The sequence below is a fragment of the Olivibacter domesticus genome (assembly GCF_900109575.1).
Lineage (GTDB): Bacteria > Bacteroidota > Bacteroidia > Sphingobacteriales > Sphingobacteriaceae > Olivibacter > Olivibacter domesticus.
Genome location: NZ_FOAF01000001.1, coordinates 167,532 through 193,650, shown reverse-complemented (window position 1 = coordinate 193,650; position 26,119 = coordinate 167,532). Strand labels below are relative to the sequence as shown.

At 37.6% G+C, this 26,119-nt stretch carries 26 protein-coding genes; 8 read left to right on the top strand and 18 right to left on the bottom strand.

What is annotated here, in order from left to right; genetic code table 11:
* Positions 1-339: 339 nt before the first annotated feature.
* Positions 340-948, top strand: coding sequence for a cyclic nucleotide-binding domain-containing protein (locus BMY50_RS00780; RefSeq protein ID WP_093316755.1), 609 nt, complete (start codon positions 340-342; stop codon positions 946-948).
* Between the two features lie 28 nt (positions 949-976).
* Here BMY50_RS00780 and BMY50_RS00775 read toward each other — a convergent pair whose 3' ends face one another.
* Both BMY50_RS00775 and BMY50_RS00770 read right to left on the bottom strand, forming a co-directional pair.
* Positions 977-1,714: an SDR family oxidoreductase gene (locus tag BMY50_RS00775; RefSeq protein ID WP_093316750.1), complete on the bottom strand. Its 738-nt coding sequence runs from the start codon at positions 1,712-1,714 to the stop codon at positions 977-979.
* A 183-nt stretch (positions 1,715-1,897) separates the two neighbouring features.
* The gene (locus BMY50_RS00770; protein ID WP_093316745.1) at positions 1,898-2,773 is read right to left on the bottom strand and encodes a helix-turn-helix domain-containing protein; all 876 of its coding nucleotides are present in this window, start codon (positions 2,771-2,773) and stop codon (positions 1,898-1,900) included.
* A 416-nt stretch (positions 2,774-3,189) separates the two neighbouring features.
* Here BMY50_RS00770 and BMY50_RS28380 point away from each other — a divergent pair, with 416 nt between their 5' ends.
* From BMY50_RS28380 to BMY50_RS00760, 3 genes are all read left to right on the top strand, one after another.
* Complete coding sequence (locus BMY50_RS28380; RefSeq protein WP_162276497.1) at positions 3,190-3,345, top strand: hypothetical protein; 156 nt, start codon at positions 3,190-3,192, stop codon at positions 3,343-3,345.
* Between the two features lie 289 nt (positions 3,346-3,634).
* Positions 3,635-4,099 (top strand): MauE/DoxX family redox-associated membrane protein, encoded by a 465-nt coding sequence (locus BMY50_RS00765; protein ID WP_093316738.1) that lies wholly within the window; start codon positions 3,635-3,637, stop codon positions 4,097-4,099.
* Between the two features lie 43 nt (positions 4,100-4,142).
* Positions 4,143-4,427 (top strand): hypothetical protein, encoded by a 285-nt coding sequence (locus tag BMY50_RS00760; protein WP_139202155.1) that lies wholly within the window; start codon positions 4,143-4,145, stop codon positions 4,425-4,427.
* 16 nt (positions 4,428-4,443) lie between these two features.
* Here the strand turns inward: BMY50_RS00760 and BMY50_RS00755 are convergent, their stop codons facing one another.
* The 6 genes from BMY50_RS00755 to BMY50_RS00730 form a co-directional block, all read right to left on the bottom strand.
* Complete coding sequence (locus BMY50_RS00755; protein ID WP_093316729.1) at positions 4,444-6,021, bottom strand: TlpA family protein disulfide reductase; 1,578 nt, start codon at positions 6,019-6,021, stop codon at positions 4,444-4,446.
* A gap of 1 nt (position 6,022) precedes the next feature.
* Positions 6,023-7,381, bottom strand: coding sequence for a RagB/SusD family nutrient uptake outer membrane protein (locus tag BMY50_RS00750; protein ID WP_162276496.1), 1,359 nt, complete (start codon positions 7,379-7,381; stop codon positions 6,023-6,025).
* Between the two features lie 23 nt (positions 7,382-7,404).
* Positions 7,405-10,896 (bottom strand): SusC/RagA family TonB-linked outer membrane protein, encoded by a 3,492-nt coding sequence (locus tag BMY50_RS00745; protein WP_093316719.1) that lies wholly within the window; start codon positions 10,894-10,896, stop codon positions 7,405-7,407.
* Between the two features lie 23 nt (positions 10,897-10,919).
* Complete coding sequence (locus BMY50_RS00740; RefSeq protein ID WP_093316715.1) at positions 10,920-11,228, bottom strand: hypothetical protein; 309 nt, start codon at positions 11,226-11,228, stop codon at positions 10,920-10,922.
* Between the two features lie 437 nt (positions 11,229-11,665).
* Positions 11,666-11,944: a hypothetical protein gene (locus BMY50_RS00735; RefSeq protein ID WP_093316710.1), complete on the bottom strand. Its 279-nt coding sequence runs from the start codon at positions 11,942-11,944 to the stop codon at positions 11,666-11,668.
* A 17-nt stretch (positions 11,945-11,961) separates the two neighbouring features.
* Positions 11,962-12,345 carry a hypothetical protein gene (locus BMY50_RS00730; RefSeq protein ID WP_093316705.1) on the bottom strand — a complete coding sequence of 128 codons (384 nt, stop codon included), beginning with the start codon at positions 12,343-12,345 and terminating at the stop codon, positions 11,962-11,964.
* Positions 12,346-12,923: 578 nt separating this feature from the next.
* Here BMY50_RS00730 and BMY50_RS00720 point away from each other — a divergent pair.
* The 4 genes from BMY50_RS00720 to BMY50_RS00705 all read left to right on the top strand — a co-directional run bounded on the left by BMY50_RS00720 (position 12,924) and on the right by BMY50_RS00705 (position 16,855).
* Positions 12,924-13,433, top strand: a complete 510-nt coding sequence (locus tag BMY50_RS00720) for a hypothetical protein (protein ID WP_093316695.1) — start codon at positions 12,924-12,926, stop codon at positions 13,431-13,433.
* A 409-nt stretch (positions 13,434-13,842) separates the two neighbouring features.
* The gene (locus BMY50_RS00715) at positions 13,843-15,057 is read left to right on the top strand and encodes an XRE family transcriptional regulator (RefSeq protein WP_093316689.1); all 1,215 of its coding nucleotides are present in this window, start codon (positions 13,843-13,845) and stop codon (positions 15,055-15,057) included.
* Between the two features lies 1 nt (position 15,058).
* Positions 15,059-15,649, top strand: a complete 591-nt coding sequence (locus tag BMY50_RS00710; protein ID WP_093316685.1) for a P63C domain-containing protein — start codon at positions 15,059-15,061, stop codon at positions 15,647-15,649.
* A 516-nt stretch (positions 15,650-16,165) separates the two neighbouring features.
* Positions 16,166-16,855: a hypothetical protein gene (locus tag BMY50_RS00705; RefSeq protein WP_093316680.1), complete on the top strand. Its 690-nt coding sequence runs from the start codon at positions 16,166-16,168 to the stop codon at positions 16,853-16,855.
* Between the two features lie 24 nt (positions 16,856-16,879).
* Here the strand turns inward: BMY50_RS00705 and BMY50_RS00700 are convergent, their stop codons facing one another.
* The 10 genes from BMY50_RS00700 to BMY50_RS00655 all read right to left on the bottom strand — a co-directional run bounded on the left by BMY50_RS00700 (position 16,880) and on the right by BMY50_RS00655 (position 25,665).
* On the bottom strand, positions 16,880-17,617 hold the full coding sequence (locus BMY50_RS00700) for a hypothetical protein (RefSeq protein WP_093316675.1): 738 nt from the start codon (positions 17,615-17,617) through the stop codon (positions 16,880-16,882).
* Positions 17,598-18,977, bottom strand: coding sequence for a dGTP triphosphohydrolase (dgt, locus tag BMY50_RS00695; RefSeq protein ID WP_202907712.1), 1,380 nt, complete (start codon positions 18,975-18,977; stop codon positions 17,598-17,600). The genes BMY50_RS00700 and dgt overlap by 20 nt, the downstream gene beginning before the upstream one ends.
* Before the next feature lie 3 nt (positions 18,978-18,980).
* The gene (locus BMY50_RS00690) at positions 18,981-19,574 is read right to left on the bottom strand and encodes a 7-cyano-7-deazaguanine synthase (protein WP_093316670.1); all 594 of its coding nucleotides are present in this window, start codon (positions 19,572-19,574) and stop codon (positions 18,981-18,983) included.
* Complete coding sequence (locus BMY50_RS00685; RefSeq protein WP_093316664.1) at positions 19,567-20,784, bottom strand: PfkB family carbohydrate kinase; 1,218 nt, start codon at positions 20,782-20,784, stop codon at positions 19,567-19,569. The genes BMY50_RS00690 and BMY50_RS00685 overlap by 8 nt, the downstream gene beginning before the upstream one ends.
* On the bottom strand, positions 20,781-21,101 hold the full coding sequence (locus tag BMY50_RS00680) for a hypothetical protein (protein WP_093316662.1): 321 nt from the start codon (positions 21,099-21,101) through the stop codon (positions 20,781-20,783). The genes BMY50_RS00685 and BMY50_RS00680 overlap by 4 nt, the downstream gene beginning before the upstream one ends.
* A gap of 74 nt (positions 21,102-21,175) precedes the next feature.
* A complete protein-coding gene (locus BMY50_RS00675) occupies positions 21,176-22,234 on the bottom strand; it encodes a type I restriction endonuclease (RefSeq protein ID WP_093323394.1) in 1,059 nt (352 codons plus the stop codon).
* A 422-nt stretch (positions 22,235-22,656) separates the two neighbouring features.
* Positions 22,657-22,956, bottom strand: coding sequence for a hypothetical protein (locus BMY50_RS00670; RefSeq protein ID WP_093316659.1), 300 nt, complete (start codon positions 22,954-22,956; stop codon positions 22,657-22,659).
* A gap of 805 nt (positions 22,957-23,761) precedes the next feature.
* Positions 23,762-24,625, bottom strand: coding sequence for an Rpn family recombination-promoting nuclease/putative transposase (locus BMY50_RS00665; protein WP_093316656.1), 864 nt, complete (start codon positions 24,623-24,625; stop codon positions 23,762-23,764).
* Positions 24,626-24,867: 242 nt separating this feature from the next.
* Positions 24,868-25,392, bottom strand: a complete 525-nt coding sequence (locus BMY50_RS00660; RefSeq protein ID WP_093316653.1) for a hypothetical protein — start codon at positions 25,390-25,392, stop codon at positions 24,868-24,870.
* Complete coding sequence (locus BMY50_RS00655; protein ID WP_093316651.1) at positions 25,393-25,665, bottom strand: hypothetical protein; 273 nt, start codon at positions 25,663-25,665, stop codon at positions 25,393-25,395.
* Positions 25,666-26,119 lie beyond the last annotated feature (454 nt).

Here is a 26,119-nt window from a genome sequence, read left to right as displayed (position 1 = left end):
TGAAGAAATAAGACAAAAAAGGCCGAAACCTCCGGAAATTTACAAGTCATTTGTGCCAAAATTTACAAGTGTCAATGCAAAACAGTTAGTAAATTGACATCCGGAAAATGATAAGCGGCTGTATGGATTATGGAAGGTCTAAATTAAAAAAATGAGCTAACGCTTTAGAAAATTTAGTTTCGAAAAAGACATGTATGAGGTTTCGATTTGGAATAACGGACAGTCGGCTATAACTGTAATTTTGTTAAAAGAATTTTCGTGCAACTATAATAACTCAAATATAGAAAAACCTCGGACTGCCGAGAAAGGAATACAAAAGCAAAACATAAATAGAACAGGATGTATGATCAGACTTTACTTCAGTTAATAGATGATTACTTTTTACCAAAGAGCTATCGCGGTGCTCCCGATTTTATACGGGAGTTCCACAAGTATGTTGTGCCCTTAATTAAAGAGGTGTCTATTTCCAAGAACATGGTACTTTTCACCCAGTACAGCATTCCAAATTGTATTTTCTTTTTATTATCCGGCGTAGCTTATAGCACCATGGAATACCCCTATAAATCAATGCTCCTATCCCCTTTTGTATGGCGAAGCCCTGCACTTATCGGAGATGGCAAAAGTTATTATAAACAGAAACCAGCCCGTTTCGGTGTTGTTATCCAAGGCTATGCCCAGGTTTATGCCCTTGAGCGGAAACATCTAGCAGACATCGAGGCGAAGTTCCCTAAGGTGCAAAGCCATATCCGTTTAGCCATTAACCAGCAGCAAAAAACTTTTAAAGCATGGAAAGCAGCTACGAGCAGTGGGAAAAACCAAGCGCGACTTCAGCGTTTGTTGGAAGAGGATCCCGAACTCTTACAACACGTGTTGAAAAAGCATCTGGCTTCCCACCTCGGTATTTATGAATCGTATTTCAGTTTGCTTATGCGTATACTAAACAAATGACATAGCTATATGCATTTTCCGGATAAAATTACCATGGAGCCTCCCCGGTTTCAGGGAAATTTTCCTCACTGATAAGCTTTCCAGTGGGGCCGTCAGCACCAATAAGGGCATATTTAGCAATGCGTGCTCCGGCCTCCTCAATAGTACCGGTTCCGTTATGGTCATTAAAGTCGGTGGAGGTATAGCCCGGGCAAACCGCGTTTACCTTAAATGCGGTATCACGTAGATCATAAGCTAAGTTAACCGTATACATATTGAGTGCAGCTTTTGACGGACTGTAAATAGCAGCCTTATGTTCATAATACTTCCAAGAGGGATCATTTTGGAGTGTAAACGAAGCGGAAATAGACGTTACATTTACAATACGGGGCTGGGGAGACTTTTGTAACAGCTCTATAAAAGCCTGTGTAACCCTAACTACGCCGAACACATTGGTATCGAACACCTCTTTAAATGTCTCAATGTGTGCACCCAATGCCGTTTGCGGCAAACCACCGCTGATGCCGGCATTGTTAATCAGCGCATCCAGCACATCCGTTTTCCGGCCTACCGCTGCGCGGGCGGCTTTAACAGAATCGCCATCGCTTACATCTATCTCTATCACTTCCACTTCGCTTAAACCTTCGGCTTTGAGTTTTTCCACTGCTTTCTCGCCATTTGCTAAACTACGGCTACCTAAATAAACATAATACCCCTTTTGCAGCAGCTGTCGCACGGTTTCGAAACCAATACTTTTATTGGCACCGGTAATAAATACTTTTTTCATCCGTATAAATTTGTTTTTTAATGATGACATGCTTACATGCGCAGTTATACATTTCGCTCTGTAGGCAGCTCATGCAAGTTTCATATGATATGTTTTAACAACCTCTCGGCATAACACAAATTTCGGGTTAAGATTTGTCTGCTCCGTTAAACGAATCAAACCAAAAGGTATACTTTTCAAACCTTATTTCTTACGAAACGACTGAGGGGTAGTACCGGCAACCTGTTTGAAGTACTTGTGGAAGTAGCTGGGGTAATCGAAACCTAAGCTGTAGGCAATTTCAGCCACACTCCAGTCGGTATATTTTAAAAGCGCTTTCGCTTCTGCAGCAATCCGTTCAGCTATATGAGCCGAGGTTGGTTTACCTGTAACTCCTTTTATGGAGCGATTAAGGTAATTGACATGTACACACAGACTTTCGGCAAAGTCTTGGGCGGTTCTTAATTTAAGCGGATACGCGGGGCTTTCAATGGGAAATTGCTTTTCCAGTAATTCCGTAAACAGCCGCGTAATCCTGGCCGCTGCATTTTTTTGCTTTGGTGCTTTATGGAGGGGTTGAATACGCAAAGCCTCATGAATGATAAGTTCCAAACAGCTTCCCATTAATGGATTTTTATATGCATAATCAGTATGATACGCAGCTAGCATCTTTTGGAAAATACCGGTCATGAGCGTAGCCTGTTCATCGTTAAGCGGAATGGCTGGTATCCCATCCAGCCGAAATAATGGTGAAATTTGCAGGAGCGCTGTCCGTTCTCTATCGGCAATAAAAGTGTGGGTGAATAGGCATGCATATCCTTTAGCTTCCCTAGCATGATCAACAACAGAATGGGGTAAATTAGGATTGACAAAAAACAAAAACGTACCGTTGATGTCGATTTTTTGCTCACCATAGCCAATGGTCATATCGCCCATTACCAGAACTATTTTATAAAAATCCCGTCTGCCGAGTGCAAGCGAATAATCTAAGGGTTTTGTAATCTCGTAAACTTTAAAACCCGTTCGTTCAAAGCGATCAGTACCGCCTTCTAAAATCCCGTTCGGCTCTGCTGTTATCATGTTTCAAAATTAACAAAATCAAACCTTATAAGCATGGCATTAACACTAATCTTTTAAGCTGCCAAGTCATTTCAAAAACGTCCACTGTTTAATTTACCTTTTTCCTATATTTTTTACAAAAAATTCCAGTAAAAAATCGCTCTTCTTCGTATCAAGAACCCCATTCACTTATAGATCTATAAGCAATCTAATTATAGACCTATAAGCAGTTCACTTACAACACTATAAGTCTTTTCGTTCATTTTTCTATTTTATTTGCAATAAGCGAACGAGGGGTAGATAAAGAAATGGCTCGGGGAGCACCTTAGCATACCGTGGTTCCCCCGCGGGGAAAAGTCGCCGAAGCTAACAGCATGGAACCCCAATCGAAGAACTCCAGCTGTGTGCACAAACCGCAGGTGCTGGCAACATAATTGGTGGATTGGCGACAAGGGACGCTGGGCACAGCGATACGTGCACAACAAATTAAACAAGGGCAGCGGTTGCAAGGTAGCGCTGTGCAGGAAGAAACAAAAAGAAGGAATCATGAACAGACTATTGAACATGTGGATGCTAAGACAGGAAGCAATTAACAGGAACTGGGTGACCAATACGCTCGCCGCTTTCCTCTTTACCTTTTTTAGGTATTACCTCTCTTTGCTAATCTATGTGGTGTTTGTTTCACGGTATCCTGTTTTTCCGTTTCACCTCCCCTTTCTGCGTTTTATTCACCGATGGTTTTACCGCCGTAAGTTCGCCCTCTTCACGGGTAGGCCGTGAATGGCCAGTACTATATAGACGGGAAGGCTTCGGAAGCCGGACCGTTAGCCATGCCGGCTTTGCAGGCAACAAAAGATTCAATAAACACCAAGGCAAAATAACATGGAAAAGCAATTGCAACAGGGAAAATCGTTTAAACTATCTGTAAATACAAAAGCATATATAATATTTATTATCAGCTTATTATTTGTTTTTATATTTAGCTATACAGCGATTGACAAACTCCATCATTTGGAGAAATTCAGCAGGGGAATCAGCAAGATACCCTATGTGGGCGGCATGCATGTGTGGATTGGATGGGGTGTACCGCTGGCCGAACTGCTGATCAGTGCATTGCTTATCATTCCAAGATGCAATCGGCTTGGCCTGCAACTAGCTACCGGGTTGATGGGCATATTCACGCTCTATCTGGGGCTGATGCTTGCCTTTGCAGAAAAACGGTTGTGCCATTGCGGCGGTGTGATTGAATCCATGCAATGGGAAGAGCATCTCCTATTCAACTTAATATTCATATTATTAGGAGGATGGGCGCTCTATCTAAACAAAAATACAAAACATAAAATCTAAAGAAATGGCAATCAAAAAAACAGTATCCCAAATCGCCCTAGGCTTGGCGGTTGTAGGATTAGGCGCTACAGCAAGCGCTTTTACAAATACAGAGGTGCAAAGCAACATTGTGCGATACTACAGTACAACGGGCAATCTCACTGATACAGACCCTGCGAACTTCATTTATGTCGACGGTACATCAGACGACTGCACACCAGATATGAGCAAACAATGCTCGGCTTTATTTGACATTGGAGAAAATTCTCCAGAACCAAACGAAGCTCCCCCTGCTGGATCAAGTTACCAGGGTAGTGCGTTGACCGGTGATTCACCTCACCAACAATAATTAGCAAGTCGTTACCCTAAATACGGGGTAACGACTTTTCTTTTTTTATCATTGCCAATTCCTTTTCAATAGTTCTCCGAACCCACTCTTCATTAGCCATAAAGCCTCTATCAGATGTAATGATTTTCCCATCCTGACTTATTAACAATGGTCTCGGATAGCTATAGACTTTGTAATCATCAATTACACTATGCTTGTCACCAAATCCATCGGTGTACAAATTGACAGCATGAGCAGAAGTATATACGCCAGACCTGATAGCTTTCTTCCACTTTTCTTTATCTCTATCAATAGCAATCGTTATAAAAACCAGATCATCTTCATTTTGATAATCCTTTTCGAGCGAGGATAATACATTCTTAAAGTAGCTAGCGCAGCCACCGCAGCCATTATACCAAAAATCAATCAATACCAATTTACCTCGAAAATCCTGTAAACTTATTCTGTTCCCAACTTCATCAGGAAGTTCAAAAAGTGCAGCCTCCACTCCTGGCGCGAGTGCATATATGGTTTGTTTCAAGAGGTTTATGTAATATTCATTAGTTATATATTCAATTGCTTCCGCTGTTTGCTCTACAATTTTCTCATTGACGAACTTTTTTTGCTGCAATAAATAAATGGTCAGTAGCTTTTCTTTTATTAATCTGGCAGGTTCGGTTATAAGAAGATCAAAAGGATCTTTCTTCATAAGATAGTTTGCTTGAACTCTTTTTATTCTAACAAAAGCATCCGCTAAAGATCTCGAAAAGGAATAAATATCATTGTGTTCTATTGTGTCCAACATTTTGAACATTTCTACTCGATGTTTTTTTATACTAGGTTCGACAGCATTTTCTATAGCGTCGTTCGAATAAAAACGAAAAAGTATACTTTGCTTCTCTAATAAATAATCGCCTAAAATATCTGCACTCAATATCTCGTATTCTGTTGTTTGTATTTCATTTCTATACAATTCGAGTTGCTCATGCTGTAAGCTTCTTATTGCTTCACACCGTTCAAGGCCTTCAACAATCTGAATTGGATAAAGCTCTTTAAAATGTCTACTGGTCAGTGTATCTCGCATCTTTTTACTTCGTGACATACTAGCATTATCCTGTTTCCAATTTTCAGCTATCATTTTCATATCCCTTGTAAAACGATATTTTGCAGCGCCGTTACCGTCAAACTTCAAGCCTGCTAATGCCAACAAATTATAGGGAAGCTCCTCAATTTTATCTGCAGTAATTGTGATATTATCACCAGGCAATGCCAGATAATTAATAAAAAGCTCGCGCGGCAAGCTATTCAAGTCGCCTTGCGGGTAATCTTTTCTAAGGGAAATATAGACAGGCCCTTCAATGTGCACATCCGGAAATTCACATACTCTATTTTTATTTAAAACACCCTGATAGAAGTCACCTTTATCTTCATCCAAAACAGATATCCTTTTACTTAAATAATTTTTTTGTACGACCAAAACCAATGTGTCTCCCGCTTTAGCGTTCCTTATATGCACCTTGACCTTTAGATTATCATTTTTTTGTGCGAAAGCAGTGATACTAAGCAATGTTGTAATTGCTGCAAATAAAGTTGCTTTTATTAATTTAACTATCATATTATCTTATATTTTGTTGAATGCTGGTGAGGAGTATTTCATTATCATCAATCGGAAGTATATAACGTATATCATTAGGTAACAAGTCATAAGTATCTGCCCCTAAATACCTAGTGATTATTTTTGCAAAGTGACTATCCCTATTGAGTCTTCTAAGGTCAGCCCATCGCAAACCACGAAAGCAAAGCTCTTTCCGTCTTTCATTTAATATTTTGAGCAGCAGGCCTTCTGTTTCCAATTCCGTCAAGGAAGGTGAAGTACCGGTAAGATATCGTTTATCCAGGAGTACTTTAAGACTTATTAAAGCTTGTTGAGAATCTTCCAAACGAGCCGCACATTCCGCCTTGATCAACAGTAATTCCCCAGTTGTAAAACCACAGAAATTAATCCCCGAGCCATCAAAGCTTCCTTTAAAAGCAAAACCCCCACTTACCGTTCTAAAATAAGCCAGCTTGCGAAGATCATTATCCTCGTACATACTATATAAATTGGTATCAACAAGCATTCTATTGAACTGTAAAGCACCATAATTAACTAAGCGACAATGAAGAATTACTTCACTATTCAGTCTGCTTACCGGGTTATTGCCAGATAGATTCAGTCCATTGAAATCCAGTACCTCATTGAAGATGTTCAGCGAGCTATCTGCATATAATAGACTTTGCTCATAATCTTCCATTGACAAATAAATTCTGGCAAGTAGCGCATAGACAGCGGCTTTTGACGGCCGCGTTTTTATTTCAGGAAGATCAGGCAATAAAGTGATAGCTTCTTCTAGATCATTGATGATCATGCCATAGGTTTCCGCCAATGTAGACCTTTTAACCGCTTCATTGATATTAGATGATTGCCTAAGTACAAGCCCTAAAGACGCATTATCGCTATTTAGCCAAGGCTTGCAGAATAGTTGAGCAAGGTTATAAAGGTCAAATGCGCGAAAAAACAAGGCACTCCCCATAGCGTTCTGCCAACCAGCAGTATTTTCATTGATATCTTTCAAACCATCAATCACGATGTTGACCCGTTGAATACGCTCGTAACCATAAAACCATTCTGCATTTTGGGTTCCCTCGTAAAAAGTCTCAGTAGGACCCCATATGTAAGCGTTTCTTTCCTCAGGTAAACGTGTTTGCCAGGCAGCCAGTGGTAAAATCAAATTATCCGTACCTATTTCACTTAAAGCACCTGTATGGTTCTGATTCATGTATTCTACGTTGTCCAACAATGCTTGAAAATCTTCCACCCGTTTTGGTACTACTAACGATTTATTTGGCTTTTTATCAAGCCATTCGTCTTTACAGGCCAACTGAGTAAATAGCAAGACTATCATTGGTAGCAGAAGTATATTTCTATAGATCATATGTATTGAGTTTTGATACATTGTTAAAGAGTCAATTTAATACCGAAAGCAATAGAGCGCGGAGTAGGTACCCTTGTATAATCGGCAGAAGCAGGCACTGCATCTGGATCTAAGTCCACTTTATTCGCTTTCCATAAAAGGCCGATGTTATTAATGTAGACAAAGAAGCGGCATTCCTGCATAGCCATCCAGCTAGCAAATGCTGGATTTAGTGCATAACTTAAATTAATGTCTTGCAACCTTATATGATCTCCTTTTTCTACTGTTACTTCAGATCTACTATAAAAACTATTTCGATCATTTTCAAAGGGATAACTAAATGAGGGGACATCTGTATTAAGTTCGTCCCCTGGATTTTGCCAGCGGTTCAGAAAATCCGCATTTGCTAAAGCACTGATCGAAACGGTTGTTGGAGAAATGCTATAAGAGACCGTTGGCCTTCGGAAATAATAGCCAAACTTGTACGCTATGTTTACGAAGAGCGAAAATCTGCTATAAGAAAAAGTATTACTGATACCGCCGAAAACAGTTGGTCTAGCAGAGCCGTGGTACACCAAATCGGAGAGGTTGGGATTAATGAGCGAAGCGTAGTCTTTGCTGATTCCCCCTGCCTGATCATAACCCTGTGGATCGCCAGAATCGGGGTCTAAACCAGCCCATTTATAGCTAAAAATACTATAAACAGGTTTACCTATAACATATGTCAATGTAGTACCCGATGCCACCATGCTAGAGGTAGCAGGAAGCTGCACATCGTACCGCGTAACCCTATCAGTAGCCCGACTTAAAAGCAGCTGGCTGGACCAAACAAATCTGCCTGTTAAGTTTTTACTGGTGAGCACGATATCAAAGCCACTCCCCTGGCTTGCTGCATAATTCCCTCTCAATGATCGTAAACCGACGCTATTAGGGAAAAGCCTATCTCCCAACAGATCCGTTCCCTTTTTGATAAAGTACTCGATACTTCCAGAAAGAATATGATTCTTCAATGAAAAGTCAATACCCAAATTTGTTATCGCTGTCTTTTCCCATCCCAAATCGGGGTTACCGTAATTAGAGATATCAGCATAACGATGGCCCGTCCAAACAGCATTACTGAGATATCTAAAAGTCGTAACACCCGTAATACTTCTATCTAAATTTCCATTAGAACCATATGTTAAGCGTAACTTTAGATAAGGCAAAAAGCTGCTCCGATAAAAAGTTTCTTTATCCAAATCCCATTTTCCACCTACCGACCATAGTGGCACCGTCTTTTGATTAGCATTAACCCCAAAATAATTAGAGCCATCCGCTCGCGCACTAATTGAAAACGTGTAACGATCGTTGTACGTATAGGCGGCATTACCGTAAATAGAACGGATGCGAGCCGCACTAGCAGCAATGCCCACACTAGAGGGGATCATTGCACTCGAATTGCCTCCGGGATTCAAAGGAAAAGTGGTAATATTATCAACCGGTTTAAATGTAGCCAGTTCGTCATCATAACCATAAAGCGCGGCGTTGGTAGCCTCATTCAAAACCTCATTAAACTCTAAGCCCGCCACTACAAATAATTGATGACGGTTTAATTGTAGATCGTAATTAAGCTGCCCCCTCACATTATGTGCGATCTGGTTATCAAACGATGTGTTCAAAATACCACCTAAAGGCACATTGAACTTCCTCACCATATCGTCTTCTAGCGTCGCATATCTATTGATGATATTTCTTGTGTAATAGGTATCCTCGCTCTGGAAATTTCGTTTTTGAAAACGATAGTTCTGGTACTGATACTTTACATCTACACTCAAGCCTTTGAGTAAGCTGTATTTTAAACCAGTCAATACACGGATATCAGTACCAGTCGACCGATCCTTTCCCATACCAAGATCATGGAGTGGTGTATAACTCCAATCCAAAAAACCGATTGACGGTGCCTGATCTATAAAAGAACGACTGCTACCCCGTAATACTGAAAGTAGGTTCCCTGATTCATCCATCAATTTTTGGTAAGGAAAATCGGTCGCTGTGACATAGTTGTAAGTACCATCCATTTGCCGCATTTGCTGCGCATAGTTCAGCCCAACATCAAAGGTGAGATTTTTGGAGAGACGAAAATTATTCTGCGAACTAAGCGTAATCCGCTTATCACTGTTGGCTATCAACGAGCTGCTATTGTTGTCATATCCGGCAGAAAACAAGTGAGTAGTTTTTTCGCCTCCCCCGTTAAGTGAAAATGAATACTGCTGCCTTACAGACGGACGAAGCAAATAGCGTTGAACATCAGTCCGTATATCTTGGTTGCCTAAATAAGCAATTTGTCTCTCCACATCTTCGTTACCAACCTCACTTACCCGTTTTTTTGCCAGCATTTCTATTACAGGCGACAGAATGGGGTAAGTTATCTTATTATCTATATCACCATCAAAAGCACCTAAATTAAAGAGCATTTCTTCAATATCAATGTAAGCTGACGAGCCTAAAAAATAAGGATTGTAGAATAGGTTCGGTTTTTCGCCCACGGTTACGTTAGCGTTTGCATTAACTTTCAATCGCTGGCTAAATGAGCCTCTTTTAGTGGTAATAACAATCACACCATTCCCCGCCCTTACACCCCAAATGGATGCCGCTGCCGCATCTTTAAGTATTGTAATATTCTCAATATCATTCGGGTTAAGATTATTGATATCACCGCTGTATGGAAAATTATCAACCACTATCAATGGTTGATCATCAGCATGTATGGTACTTCTTCCGCGGATATTGATATCAAGCTGGCCGCTGTTGGCTAAAGTGGTATTCCGATTGAACGTCAAACCAGGTGTTATCCCTTCCAGCTTCGTAATCACATCCGTTGCTATTCTACCATCATACAGCTCCTTTACCGGTTGGGCAAAACTCCCCGTTGCCCTTTCTTTCGGCAAAGTCTGATAACCTGTACTTACCTGCACCTCGTCAAGTTGAGTGCCGTTGCTTTCAAGGTGGATGGTAAATGGCCCGGCCTCTCTCCTATTAAAATTGATTTCGGCAGTTTGGTAACCTACAAAACTGACCAATAAAACACCGCTCGTATCGCTTGTGACAATGCGGAAGGCTCCGTCGGCATTTGTGAGTACTTTTGTTTGCTTGCCTTGTACACTAATGGTGGCCCCTTCTAACGGCTTACGATCAGCCACCGACATTACTTTACCTGTAACAGCATAACTGCTCTGAAAAGCCACGCCGGTGGCAACAGGGGTGCCTAATCCCTGCTGCCGGGCGTGGGCCAAACAAACACAGAACAAGATCATGTGAAAACTTATTAGAAAACCGAAAAACGGACCAATAAGCCTACGTTTTTTTCCTAGTGCTAAAGTAGGGCTTAGACAGGGCTTAGGTAGGCTCAAGGCAGGGCTAAGCGTTCTGGCTAAAAACACCGAAAAATAGACCAGAAAATTTTGTATAAGGGAACCGCGAAAAAGTAACGTGACATAGTCGAACATTTGTCGAATCCGTCGTGAATCTCTCCAGCGCCTTTTAAAAGAATCGTTCATTTTTTATTCGTTTAGGTGTTAGGTTAAGATTTAGGTCTATATGGTATTTTGGGTACTGCACCGTTCAGCTGAACATAGTATTCTGACACGAACATGGCCATTAAATCATCTAGAAAAATGTGTAGTTGCTCTTTACTATCAAAGCTCTCAGCATCCCTACCATTTAGTATGTGAAAGATTTCATAAACATTGCGCGCTGCTTTGAGGCAAGAATATTTTTTCCAGAATTCTTTTACCACTTCTGTCGGTTTGTAGTCGTCTATATGAAAACTATAGAAAGCGTTCAGCATGCGCGGCCGGTCTATCATTGTTAAATTGCTGTCTTTATTCATTTTTTAGGTTTAGTAATAAATATTAATTCAATATTTGTTATCTATGCTGATACCTACTCACAGTATAAGCCACGCCGGTGGCAGCGAGGTTCCTAATCCCCGCTGCCGGGCGTGAGCCAAACAAACACAGACAAGATTTTATAGATACGAGGCGTAAGCCATAACGAATTAGAACTTTCCAAACCAGAACATCTTTCTCTCTTCGTCTTTTCGACCTCTCTCCTAACCGGCCTCTCAGATGATTGCCAACTCGATGGCAACTTAAGGACAACTCGCTGGGGCTGGTGCCGACGGAGGTCGCCACAAGTTCTCATTGAATTCGCACCAAGGTGGCATTGAGCTCCGAAGCCGTCTCGAAGAGAGGTACTGGCGGGGTACACTCCTCCCATTACAATTTCCTTGTTCATTTTTAAGATTGGATGTTTGCTAAAATTTAGTTAATATACTCTTCTGTATTTCAAGTAGTAGGCCATCAGTACGGACATTAAATCCTCGATATACTCATCAATTTCCATATCGGAGACAAAACGGTTTGCGCCTCTTCCTCTCATCCGCAGATAAATTTCATAAGCATTTGAAATTCCACGTTCACCACCGAATTTACCCCAGAACATTTCTATTTCTTTGTGCGGATTATAGTCATCGGCCTTCACTTTTTCCTTGGCTTTCTCTAACGGCTTATAGTCGTCATTTAAAAACAGTAAATTATTGTTCATTTTTTTAGTAATTTCTCTTAGTCGATAAAGCCGAATAATGATTTCAGGATTTTTTCACCCGGATCTGTCGGAGGTTCGTAGGAAAGACATTTTTCCATATCGACAGTTATCTCTCCCTTTTCAAAAACATCAAAATGTGAAAAGAAATAAGCTACCAACAAGTCCATTACGTCTATTACATATTCATCCAGTTGCTCGGGCGTTGCGTGTAGGTTGTCCTTTTTCCCTTTCATTCGTAGATAAGTTTCGTATACATGTGCAATAGCATCTTCATACTTATATTTATCCCAGAATGTATTGATTACATCGGTTGGCTTATAGCCTACTTTCCGAATACTTCTAAACGCATTAATGAGAGCCACATAATCTGTATCAGGAAAAGGCTTCTTCTTTATGGTCATGTTTCATCATTGGTATTTGATCCGCAAGGGTATCGATCTGATCCTATCAATCCAAAAGGACGTAGGTCTGCCATTACGAATAATCGTTCACTTAAAATTTTATTAGGTTCAACAAAAATCTAACAGCTTGCGCCGAGCTGAAAGAAAAGTAATACTGAAACTATTCCGGGGCACTGATGATTAACTGATTGGTGTGTTTAGGTTCAATTTTCATAACTCGTTTTTATTTAACGAGTCTTCCTTATGCGGTATTGGAAACCCTTAAACTATAGCGGGCCGCCATCAACCGCTCCACAAGGCTCTGACCCCTTACAAGACGGAATTACGATAGCAGCCCATGCGCTACAGTGTCTACCAAAAGTACACAAAATATCGCTATGGGCATTAACCTACCGCCTCGCTTGTAATTTATTGTCAGAGTTAATGGACGAGACTCTTTATGTTAACACCTTATTAAAACATAAAACATTCAATTATTCAAATCATTTATGTATCAATAAAACAAAGATAAGTATTAGATTTCAAAAAAAGAAAATATTGTCACTTTTTGTAATCAAAAAGAACATCAGATTAGCATCATGGCTAATCTAAACAAAGACCTGATACGTAAAAACATCTTCAAACTTATAGACTATTCGGGAGTCACTGATGTAAGCTTTGCAAATCTTTTAGAAATATCTGATAAGCAACTTAAAAGAATAAAAAAAGGCGAGGCTGATTTCAGTATCGACAACATTAATAGGGCATGCAATTTCTTTCGGAAATCACTGGCAAGCATAAATAAGACGGAGCTTGAAATCGATCGTCTTTTTAGAGATAAGCTCATTGTAACGCATAAAGGTAATATAGAATATAGTAAAATTCTCGAAGATCGTCCGTCTATTACATACGCCATCAATTTTGAATTACTATCCAATGAAGAATTTATTAATAAAGGGCTAACCGTAAAAAAAATCAGAGAACTATTCAGAGCCAGGAATTGGGAATTTAGCAGTGCTTATATTTCTTTAGCTATGAGTAGGAATCAAGATAAAATAGCGAGACGAAAAAATGAAGCAGATAAATTTGTGTATAAAGAAATAATATAAGTAAATAAGTAACGGAATATGCCAGCACAAGTCAAGCTATGATTAAACGAGACAGAATGTACGCCTCCTGATAAACGTAATTTGCTTTTCGGTGGGTGAAACATAACAAAAAGCTAAAACTCATCTTATTGAAGATGAGCAAAAGGTTATGAAGCTTCTAGCCTAACCGTCCCTGCATGCAACAAAAATCCTAATTTCTAACCTATGGAGTCAATTTAATCACTTTTTTATATTACAAAAGTTTGTTACGTATTTGTAGCAGTTTTTCGACTTGTTATTTTAATCTAATACTTATTGGTCCCACAGAACGTATTTATATAAAGTTAGGAAAAAACGCCTGACTTTATATAAAATATTCTTCTTATACAACATTATTACTATATTTGTTAGGTAAAACGGCCCGATTTTGATGGACAAAAACAATAGACATAAGGATATCGACGCATTACTGAAAAAAATTTTCAATGAAGATTCGACGGTGAACTACTATCCTCTGCAAGAATTATTTGAACAGAGACTTACTTATTTGGATATAACAAAGCATCAATCCCTAAAGATATTAGGTATTGATCATAAAACACTTAACGCAATTCTAACTGGAGAAGCAAAAAAAGTAGACTTCGTAACGATTCTTAAACTATCAGATTTTTTAGAAATATCTCATGAAGAAATTGTCAACAAATATTTTCAGCTTGTCAATGAGACTCATAATGAGACCATTTCATTGGCTAAAAGAAGGAGCTTCATCATTAACAATTTTAACCTTCCCAGTTTAAAAAAGATAGGGTTTATTGATAGTATCAATGATTTCGATGATATCGAACGGCGAATAAACTCATTTTTTGGCTATAATAGTATTTTCGATCATGGAAAGCATAGGATAACCGCCGCCTTTAGTAGTGGAAAAAGAACAACAAATAAAGAGAATCTAACATTCTGGTATGCGGCTGCTTGTCAGAGTTTAGAAAGAACACCAAATCCTTATGAATATGACAGAGACGGGTTAATTGACTACTTTCCTCAAATCAGATGGCATTCTTTAAATGTTGAAAAAGGATTGCTTTTAGTTGCCCAAGCACTATTTAAACTAGGAATTACCTTAATTTTTGTCCCTAAATTCACCACAGATTTGCATTTACGTGGTGCAACTCTGGCTTATAGGGATAAGCCGTGTATCATTTTAACAAAGTACACAAAATTCTACGCGACGATGTGGTTCGCCCTGATTCATGAACTTTTTCATGTTTTATATGATTGGGAGGAAATAAAAACCGAGAAATACCACATCACGGGAGAAACAGATTCGATGAATATCAACGAAAGTGAAGCTAATAATTTTGCGCGTCAATATTTGTTTTCAGATGAGAAAATGAATATTATAAGGGCGCATATTAATGAACCCAAATATGTAAAGCAATTTGCTGAACAGAATCATGTCCATCCAAGCATAATTTATACCTTTTTCAATTGGGATAATGAAGAATCTAACACCTATGGAAAATACGATAGGTATATGCCAAATTTTGACAACTTATTGGAACGTTTTAAGGCAAGCGAATTTTTAGATTTTATCCCAGTAAAACAGATTTCAAAAAACAGAAATGTAGATATATATTCAATTTAATATGGCAAAACAATCAAAATCATTGCAAAATCAGGAAGCTCCAGATAAAGAGCTTAAGAAAGTCCGTGATAAGGACGAGCAAAGTCTGTTATTATTTAATACTGAAGCTTTAATTTCTCATCGGCCTGATAACGTAGAAGAGGAAATACATCAGCTGCAAAACGGTCGTCAATTTACAATAAAGGAAGTTAAAGATATTATAAGTGATATGGCCAGAGAGTACTCACCTATGTTTCCAAATAGCAAGCCATTTTTCAAATTGATGTATAAACTCTCCGGCTGGAATCACCTTAATCCGAATGACTTTATTAAGCCACCAGTAGTTGCAACCTATATCAAGAAATATATTTATGCTCGTTTCAAAAAAGATGTATTGCCAATTTTATTGGCCAAAGATAACCCATTGGTTAGTGGATATGTAAGAAAGTATAAGCTTTTCCAATTCCTGAACGATGAGGGGTTGCTTTTACTTGAACAATATATACAGGAAGCGATCGACGTAATGCAAGATGCTAAAGATTGGTACGATTTTGAGCTTCAATATACTGCAAAATATGAATTGTCCGTTCAATTGAAATGCCTTGCAAATTAGGTTGCTCGACTAATCGGACAATGGTTTGAATTTGACAACTGCAACTTCCTCGACGGCATTGCATGATCTTTTGTGTCAAGTTGGATACCATATTTCCGATCGTCATAAAATCAAACGATTTTTTAAGTCATTTAGCATTTTAGTTATAATCACTATAATTGTCTTTTAGAAATTAGATTAATTCAACTAGGACGATATTTTCTCGCTTTAAAAATGGAAGAAAATAAAAAGTGTGTTTGCTCTCATATTTTTCTGTGATATGGCTAACGTTGATATAAATATCCGTAACCTCCACAGAACATCTGAGGCAAATAATGCCTTTAGGATAGTAAACGTTGACATTAGTGTCCTTTATAACCGCTACTAGATTAGCCCTAAATCAATCCGTCTCAAACAATTGGCTAAAAGTATGACATTAGTGAATCTCATTCCTTCTATATCAGAAAATTATTTTTTGATGCAAAATGCATATAATCATCTAAGTTATGTAATTTTATTATAAAGATAAATGACAATATGCATATCCCGTCAAAACACGTCTATGAAATACTCGTACAAAAGGGAGTAGAGTACCTCTTCCATGCAAATAGTGTAGCAACAGCAAGTATGTTTCTGAAATATCGATCTTTAATGTCTCGGGGAAACACTGAGCGTAATGGATTAAAGCAAACGCCACAAACTTCTGACGACGTCGATAAACGCTATAGTGTATGGTATGACATATTTCTAGATGCTGTCGACATACATAGACGGGCTAGTAAAATCAACGCTTATGGACCTGTTACATTTGTAATTGATGTAAAGATACTTGATCGAAACAATACTGGCCGAATTTGGGTTACTAAATTAAATCCAACAAAGTGGGCTAATAAATCAGAAAAACACCGGTGGTTCCAAAACAAGCAAGATTTAGAAGAAAATTTTTTCGTAGGAAGATTTGATCAAATGTTAGTTCTTCGACACTGCGGAGGTGAATTACCTCTAAAAAATTATATATCAAAGATAATAGTTGATGACCCACAAATTCAAGACAATACTGGGGTCGATTTTTACAGCATGGCTGTTGGAGCATTAAAGATAAGTATGTCAGAAAGTGAATTAAAAATTCCTATTGAACGGCGCATTTGTATTCCTAGGTGCAACTGTCTTAACATGTATAAACTTGATATCAACAGAACATCTTTAATGTTTGAACCATACTTATGATATGAAAAATATGGTCTTTAAATTTTAGAACTTTTTAGCTCTTGTTTTAACAATTTTAAATTTCGGTTTTTCTAACCTTATTTTGATATCGTACTTTGAATATAAAACTTTTCCAAAGTGTTTCTTCTGAACGTCATCATAGCTACCAGGATAATCTTTAAATAGATCTCTTATATACTCAAAAAGATTTTCAGATATCTTCAACTTGTATTTATCGGAATAATATAATGTGTTGACAACACATAACATATTATTTGCATTATCTTTACTTACTATATCGATTTTCTTATCCCTCAAAAATCTTACGAAATGTTTTGTAAAATAGAATTTTTTCTGGCGAAAAGAAAATGCTACCGCAGAAAAATTAAAAAAAACGGTATCTGGTATTTTCCTGTCAAGTTGAAATCCAAGTTGTTTTTGATAGTGATTAAATGCCCAAGAATCCTCAATAAACCAAAGATCAATATCAAGTGAACCATTAAATAATTTGTAGCCCCCATAACTGTTATATTTAATTTCCCATCCTCGAAAATACTTGATTACATCGATTTTTTTCTCGAGAGTGATATCTAAATCTCTATTAGTAGAAATACCTAAGAAAAAATTTCTAATTATTCCACTGAAAATTAAAAGATCTGTTTCTTGATTTATAGCATGAAGAATTGACATAGTATCTTTATCGACAGCTTTATCCAAATAACGGATAAAACTCTCTGTCGAATCAACAACTTCTTTTTCTATGTCAGATAATTTTTTGGCCACTAATTTTTTGATAATGATCTAGAGCAAATTGATCTGTCATCCCCGTTATAAAGTCTACGATAACCTGCAGTTTGTTATAGTCACTTAAACTTTCGAAAGCACCTTCTTCTCCAAACGTATTCGTTTCATATAGAACCGCGCTTATAATACTCTTCGAGATCAATGATAAGGCACGTTTTCGATATTTTTTATTTTCGTGAAACACAAATTTAATATAATAATCCAATAACCCAGTTAATACTGAGTGGCCAGTTATTTCCAACGAAACAATTTCTCTATTCGAAATAATAAATTCGCTGCAAAATTTTTTTAAAGTGTGTGCTGGTGCATCAGGTCTTTCAAATAGAAGTTCGCTATTATATTTTCCTTCTAATATATTATCTATTTTCGCTAAAAATAAATCTGTCGCGTCCTTAACCATTAAAGCAATCACATCTATTCTGAACTGAACAATTTTTTTTATTATATCCGTGGGACTACTGTATTTAACATTAAGTCTATCGAATATATTTTTTAGTTGAGAATGCACACTCAATTGTCTCTCTAAAACATCATAGTCGTACCATCCTTTATTGAGCCCATCTTCAATATCCATTATCAAATAACATATCGAATCCGCAGCCTCCATCAAAAATGCTAAAGGATGCCGAATATAATCTTCTCCTACAAGGAGTCCGCAGTCAACAAATATTGTTTTTAAGTATTCAGCTTCAGATTGAAAAACTCCTCTTTTACTTTTTGATAGAATTTTCTCTTCAATATTACCATAATTTGGATATTTTAAGAATGAAGCTAATGTTCCGTACGTTAAATTTAATCCGAAAGGATCATTCAGTACTTGTAGTTTCGTCAAAATTCTGAATCCTTGAGCATTACCATCAAACAGAATAAAATCCTCTTGTCGTTCCTTGTCTATACTTAGGTTTTTTGTATTACTAGCGCTATAAAAGTATTCTTTAAAATAATTTTTTATAACCTCTTCTCCGAAATGACCAAATGGAGGATTGCCTATATCATGGATTAAACACGAGTTTTTCAGCAAAATGCAAATTATTCGTTCCAACTCGCTTTTATCATAACCGGTACTCTTTACAAAATCAGCATTTTCACAAATCTTCAAACCAAAAGTATAGCCAATGGCCATTACTTCCAAAGAATGTGTTAGCCTTGAATGAATATTATCATCAGCCGTTAACGGAAACACTTGGGTTTTATCGTGCATACGTCGAATGGCAGGGCTGAAAATTATTCTTCCAAAATCGCTTTCAAACTCGTTTCTCGGGTCATTTTCCTTTTGCCTATCTGATGTTCTTAATCTTGCTGGATTAAGTAATTTTTTCCAAATTTGATTTTTCATCATTGTTCAATTTTCAATATTTAGTTTCTGTTTTACGGTTAAGTATTTTAAGCAACCTCGGCAAAAGCCACATGGCTCATTACTTGTGTGACAGGAATGTGCCATTAATATCATGTCCAATGGAATCCCAGAAGTAATTATAAGTTCATGAGTATACAGATCTATGACGGGGTATAAAATCTTCATATTTCCTTCCTGATACTGCATCAAAGAATCTAATTTTTGATAGAACGGAATTGTTCCATCCTTATGAAAATTGTCCGATCTAACGGATCCCACCAATAATTCTCTAACATTTAAACTTATTGCTCGCATAGCAACTAAAGTAACCAAAAGCTGATTGCGGTAAGGCCACCATTCAGATGAAGGCGAAGTATTTAATGACGGATTATTCGTTAAATCTCCACTACCCAGAGAAGAGCAATCTACTACAATAACTTCGTGCCTTATTTTAAGTATCTTACAGATATTTTCTGAAATCTTTATTTCAGTTTGAGCTGGTTTTTGCCCATAATCAACAGTGAAAGCTATCTCTGGTCTAACCATGTAAGCCAATGAAATGGAATCTAATCCACCCGAAAGTAATAAGCCTTTACTCATTTTCTGCAAGTTTCCAATATGCTTTATAAATAGCTGTCGTTATATCATTTACCAATAAACAGTTTGACCCAGTCAGCATAGTTAAATCTTCTAGTCTCTCATTTTGCACGAAACATATTATTGGTTTGTTTAAGCTGGAAGCATAACCAATCTCAAACATAGTCCCGGAGTCAAGTCCATCGACTAAAGCAAAAACAAGATTACAATTAATAATAGCCTCCAAATCCTTTGAAACCACATCAGTGGAAGGGCCATAACCGACATCATGCCAGGGAGAAAAAACTTCCAATCCAAAATCCTCAAGTGACATTTTTATCTGTTGAACTAACCACCGTTCCGACATTGTAAAGAATGGACCGGCTAAATAGATTTTTTTCGGAAAATCCTTTTTAATTATAAGTGGACTAAACCTTGTTCTATCTATACATCGACTAAAACTATATTGACCACTATTACAATACTCAGCTGTAGCAAAAGATGCTAGTTTCGCCGATTCCAAAGGTGCCGCTCCGTTAAACCAGTGGTAAGCAAATAAGGCGGAGAAGACGTCTCCAGAACCAATGGAATAAACATTGTCAGTCTTATATACGGGAACAACATTTTCTTTATCCGATTCGCTTAGACAGACTAAAGCACCTTTAGCTCCTAATTTTAAGACTAGAATATCCGCTTGTTCTTTATAAAAAAAATAGTGTTTTATCTCATTTAAATTCTCTGACCCAGCTAGATGTTTTGCTTCCGAAAAATTTGCAACTATTGCCAGTTCTTTTGCAATAGAACCACTAGCCTTAAAACTTTTGGGGTTTATGGGAGATTGAGGATCATACACTACCTTATTGCCGTCAACCCGAGCTAAACCTTCAACAAATCCGTACTGTAGTACATTTCCCCCATTAATCGATAAGGATTTCTGAGGAATTTTTAGGGTATCCAAACGAGGATTTATCCGAGGCTCTGACAAAGGATAATCATAGTAAAAACATAGGCTATTATTTATGGGCTCAATGTAATACGAGAAATTTTCATTAAAGCTCTTGACCTGTTCTAAATATGTATTAATCTCTAAATCTCCAAAAGTGAACAACTTAACATCAACCTTGACATCTATACCATTAATAGCAGTACATGCCCGCAGTCCTGATCCATAAATTTCCTCAACAAACGGTTCGAAACATTTTTCATAGTAAACACTTCCTACTACATTTATCATTTTGCTAAAATTCTAATTTCACAATTGGCACCTTCAATTTTTAGGATAGTTGCTTTATACACGAAACCTTCATTAATGCAACTAAGAAGTTTATCCCGATAGGAAGAAACAATACCACCTGCATATTCTTCATCATTTGTATACAGTAAGAAAGCATTCGAATCGTTAAATACAAGTATTAATTCATCTCCGATGACGCATTTAGCTAGTACATCTGGATTAGGTGAGGCTATTTTTGTCTTGAAAGAGAACACTTCACAGGAGACCTCCTTGGTATTCTTAAATGATGGGCTATAATTATTTGAACTCCCTGACATAATTGTTAATTTTATATTGAATAGCTAATTGATTTTTAAGTTATTTGCGTTTCGTTTTATTACAGTTCCAGCTCTCAAGCCGCCTTCTCATAATATCCGATACTCAGTGCAATATCTTCCGAGAAATTATAAATATCATCCAAACGCACGATATCATGCTTGATTTCTTTCTTATCCCTATCAAACAATCCGATTCTTAACCGATTAGCGGTAAAGTAAAAACGGCATATCGGTTTCCGGTTATTATCATCCAACAGTACGCCACAGTAAGATTGCGTATCACGCATATAGATTCGCCCTACTTCAACATCTTTGCGCAAAATGGATTTGATAATGAGGTAGGCATCGATCTCATCCTGCGAGGTAATCACTAAAGATTCTGCTTCTACCGGAGCTGGCGTAGTTTCTGCCGCCGATTCTGTTTCTTTCTTTAAAGCGCTTTTGAGCCTTTCGCTGATCTGATCGTTCACGATCTGGCTGAATACTCTTTTGGTTAATGCGGTAAACTGATCGAGCACTTTTGCCGTTACTATACATTGATGAACCTGCTTCGCAAAATACCGAACGAATTCTTCCTTCGGATTATACATCTCTGCATTGATCAGAATCTTGATTTCATTGAAATACTTCAGATCGCTTGCGGTATTGGAGATGCTCTCCAGATCAAAAACGGATTTATGGAATTTACGGAGTTCGGCTATCTCATTATCGCGCATCTCGGTAATCTTAAACTCAAAGAATGGTTTCTCGTCCATCTTATTGGGTGATACCAGGTCGGTATAAAAGCGATACTCCAAGCCATTGGTGAGTAAACTGAATTTTGCTTCCGTGGTATGGAAATAACGGAACAACTGCGAATTGTGCGGATCGAGCCCATCGGCATAGTGCTTACACTCGATGAGTATGATGGGTTTCTCATCTTTCAGGATGGCGTAGTCTACCTTCTCCCCTTTCTTAATGCCTATATCGGCTATAAACTCCGGCTGTACCTCGAATGGATCGAACACGTCATACCCGAGGATACGCAGAAAGGGCATAATGAGGGAGGTCTTAGTGGCTTCCTCCGTTTTGATCTGCGGTAGCAAACGGTCTACCCGTTTGGCAAATTGTTGAATTTCATCTTTGAAGTCCATAATTTTTTTATTTTTCTTTTGTCCGCCAAAAGAAACAAAAGCTCGCGACTGGACCTGCTTTAGCAAGCTTTATTGCCTATAAAAACAAACAAGACAATAAAAAATCTTCTTTGAAAGGTTCTGCATTTACTTAGCCTCTGCTATCCGAAAATTTCTAGGTCGCCTTTTTTCTTATTAAAGGCTTGTTCCTTCGAGCTATTTTGTTTCCGTGCTTTTTGTTTTATTTTATCGCATAGTTAAACACAAAACTTCTCACTTTTTTACGGGTTCCCGTAGTCATATTGATTAGTTGTGAGTTGCCAGTTGTGAGTTGCGAGACGCACAGTGGCCAGTACACACTTTTCGTCTATTAGTTATTGGTTCCGACGCACATTCCCTCGATTTACTTCTATTTGATCTTATTTTTCAATTCACATTTTTCTTTAAGGTTTACATACTTTACAGGCGGCATAACCGTTCTTTACTGCTTCTTTCTTGCTAACTTCTATCTTGCTCTTGCTTAAATATCGACAGCCGCTTTGATGGTACTTCTCTCCTGTTCGGGTAATATATACGACGGTTTCTTTATTTACGACAAGGTTAGTGGAAACAGGTATAGCTGCCATACCCAGGTTGGGCAGGAGACTCGCTAAGACAATGAAGCTTAGCAATAGGTACACTTTTAGTTGTACCAATATTTGTTGAACAGGCGAACGGCCTTTCGTTTGGTGTAGCGTTGACATGTATTAGATTGTTAATTGACGCAACTACTTTATGATTAATGCTATAAAATCGGGAAACGGCTCAGGTATGGTATAGGTAATTGTTTGGTCTTTTATTTAGTTATTGGTTGTTTGTTATTGGTTATTGGTTTTTTTGTTAATTATTTTTTTAAGTCCATTTCATTATCTACATCAGTAAATAGATAAAAGACCTCCCCAAGATTGTTGATCGTGCTTTCTTTGATTTTTATGGTTTGGTTAAATGTTTTAGTTTGACTCTTTATTTTTTCTTTTGGATCGCCAAAAGAAACCAAAACTCGCGACTGGAAATCTTCTTTGAAAGGTTCTGCATTTACTTAGCCTCTACTATCCGAAAATTTCGAGGTCGCATCTCTACCTTAATGAAAGAGATTCCCTTCGACTTGTTTACTTATATATTTTTGATTTTTCTGGTTTGGTTAATTGTTTTAGTTTGACAATGCTAATGTAATTAAGAGTTTTATTATTTGCAAGAAATTGTGTGAAATAGTGGGAATTTATATATTACTTTGTTTGGCCCAAAGTAATCAAAACCCAAGACTGTCTAGCCCTCGCTAAAAATTCAGTTCCTTACCCGCAATTCTGTGGAGCCGCTCTCCCCACTACCCTCTCTTCGCTTCTTCACAGCCCTTCAATCTTTACCGCTAACTGAATTTTCTTCACGCTCATTCTAAAAGGTCGTTTTGTTCGAATGCGCAGGAGCCCCGTTTGACTTGCCAGTGACCCTATAATAAAAAAGCCATGCATTTAAAAATGCATGGCTTTTTTATTCGTATACCGATTAACTTTATAGTTTTTCTACTACCTCTAAAGGAAGCTTTAAACTCTCAGCTATTAAATGATTAGCAACTCCAGACTGCTTTAATAATTTTGCAGAGTCTAGCTTTTCTCGTTCTGCTCTGGCCCGTTCTTCTTTTCTAATTGTATCAAAAGCATTCTGGGTATCCCATTTCGCCTTTAGGCTTGCTTCGTACGCCATACGTTCCTCCTTTTTCAATTTTGACACTTCTCCTATCTTAAAGATAAGCTTAAAGACGCGCTTATCCAAAAATTTGGGAACCTTATCCATATTGCTCATGTGTTTGAGCAGATAGAACCATTTATCCCTTTCACTTTCCAGTTCCTCTTCTTCTTTTACAAAATTAGGTAACTCTATGAATTTAAAGCCCAGTTTTTTGTAAAAAATTTCTCCTGTACTTTTATTGCAAAGGGCTATATCATGGAAATAATGCTTTTTCTGCGCTTCATCCATATGAAACTCAAGCAGAGCAATCAGAAAAACTTCTGGAAGCTGATAGCTATTGAAAGCTTTTCCCTTTGGTAATTGACGTTGAATCAAACGGGAGGTGTAATACAGAGCTCTGTCTTTAAAATACTCTTGTCGGATACGTTGCATTTCGATTATGAAGTACTCGCCATTGCTCCCCCGGCAATGCAGATCGAAGATTACTCTTTTATCCGATGTATCATCTCCATCATGCTCAGTCGGGCCGTATTCCAAGTCTTCAATACACCTTTCGCCTTCAAAAAGATCATTCAGAAATTCAATCAGTATTTCTTTGTTGGGCTCACTTCCGAAATAATGCCGGAAGCCATAGTCGCTCAATGGATCAATAAACTTTCCTGGTTGGGGATAGGTCTCTTTTGTCATTGGTTAATAGATTTTGGTTTTTGTAAAGATACTGAAAATCTATTAACTCGGCTAATATTTTTAGTAAAAACTCATCATTTAGCTCTTCTTCCGTAAGACAAAAAACATGATAATACCAATTAGAATCGTTAAAAATATTAAGGTGAGAATCTCTACTTGTCCAAACCGGTGGTTTATGTTGTATAATTGAAAAGCAGTTATTGCAAGCCCTATCAATAAGGCAATAATGATTGTAGTTTTTTTCATTGATATTTTAGTTCGGTTAACTTTTCGTACAAATCATCCCAACTAGCTATATATTGGGGTGCCAAATAGTATTGCTCTGCTGTTGGGATGTCATGTATGCGATATGTTGAGCTTAATTCAAAAAGATTGCGACCTTTTTCTGTCGCATGTTCAAAAATATGAAAATCTTTTAGCGCTATTTGAATCACTTGTGGTTTTTTCCAAAAAATGCCAAACGTCTGAAGAGAAATATAATCTTCATTTATTGTTAAATTTTCAACGATGTTATTCATAACCTTAACTCTTTTAATCGGAAGAATTATGAATAGATAGACCAATGTAAGCCCCATTGTTAGTGAGCCAATTATAATATGTTTAACAAAGTTCCCATCCCATCTATCAATTATCGCAGTTGTATAAAGGAAAAGCGCAAGGGGCAGGTAATAATACCACCCGTTGCGCATCACTTTAACCTGTTTATTTAAGTATTTTATTCCTTCTTCGTTTAATGTGTATGTCATTGCTTTTTTAAAGAATCCCAACTACTGATGCGTACTTTTATATTCAGTAAAGTATTTAATTGCATCATCAGTACCGTTATAGGCTTCATACCCGTTTTTCACAGCGCCAAGATAGTTACTATTCTTAAGAGCCAAAACAGCTGCCTCGGCTGAGTCGTAAATTCCACCTGCTACTAGTGCCGTTATACAATCATTTGCAATAGTACCCCAATAAGCTGATTGCTCATCTCCAAAACCTAAAGCAATGGCTCCGCCTAAATTATTTGGTAAATCTCTGCTGGGGTTCGATTGCAAACTGTTTTATTTATGGCGTTAAGTTTTTATTTATGATACTTTTTAGCCAGTAAAAAGACTTCTTTGGCGTCATAAGTGCTTTCATATTCTGCTGGTCTTTCGGCAAACTAGTATCTTTATAAGAGATCAATAAGGTGGCTAAAAAAAGTAATTTACAAGGCTCTTAATCGCCACTAAATTATTAGAAATCAATTCAATATATGTTGTATTACTGAACCTTAAAGGGTTGCTCCAATTTAAAATCTTTACTGAACGGCTAATAGAATATTATTCGTTGTTCATTATTGGTTATTCGTTATTAATCGCACAATGCCTCATCACAAATTAATTATTCCTGTTTTTCACTTAATGAAAGACGATCCCATTGAGTTTTATTTATATTTTTTGGCTTTCTGGTTTGGTTATTTTAATATTTTAGTTTGACAATGAAAAGTTAGGAAAGTAAACAGTATTT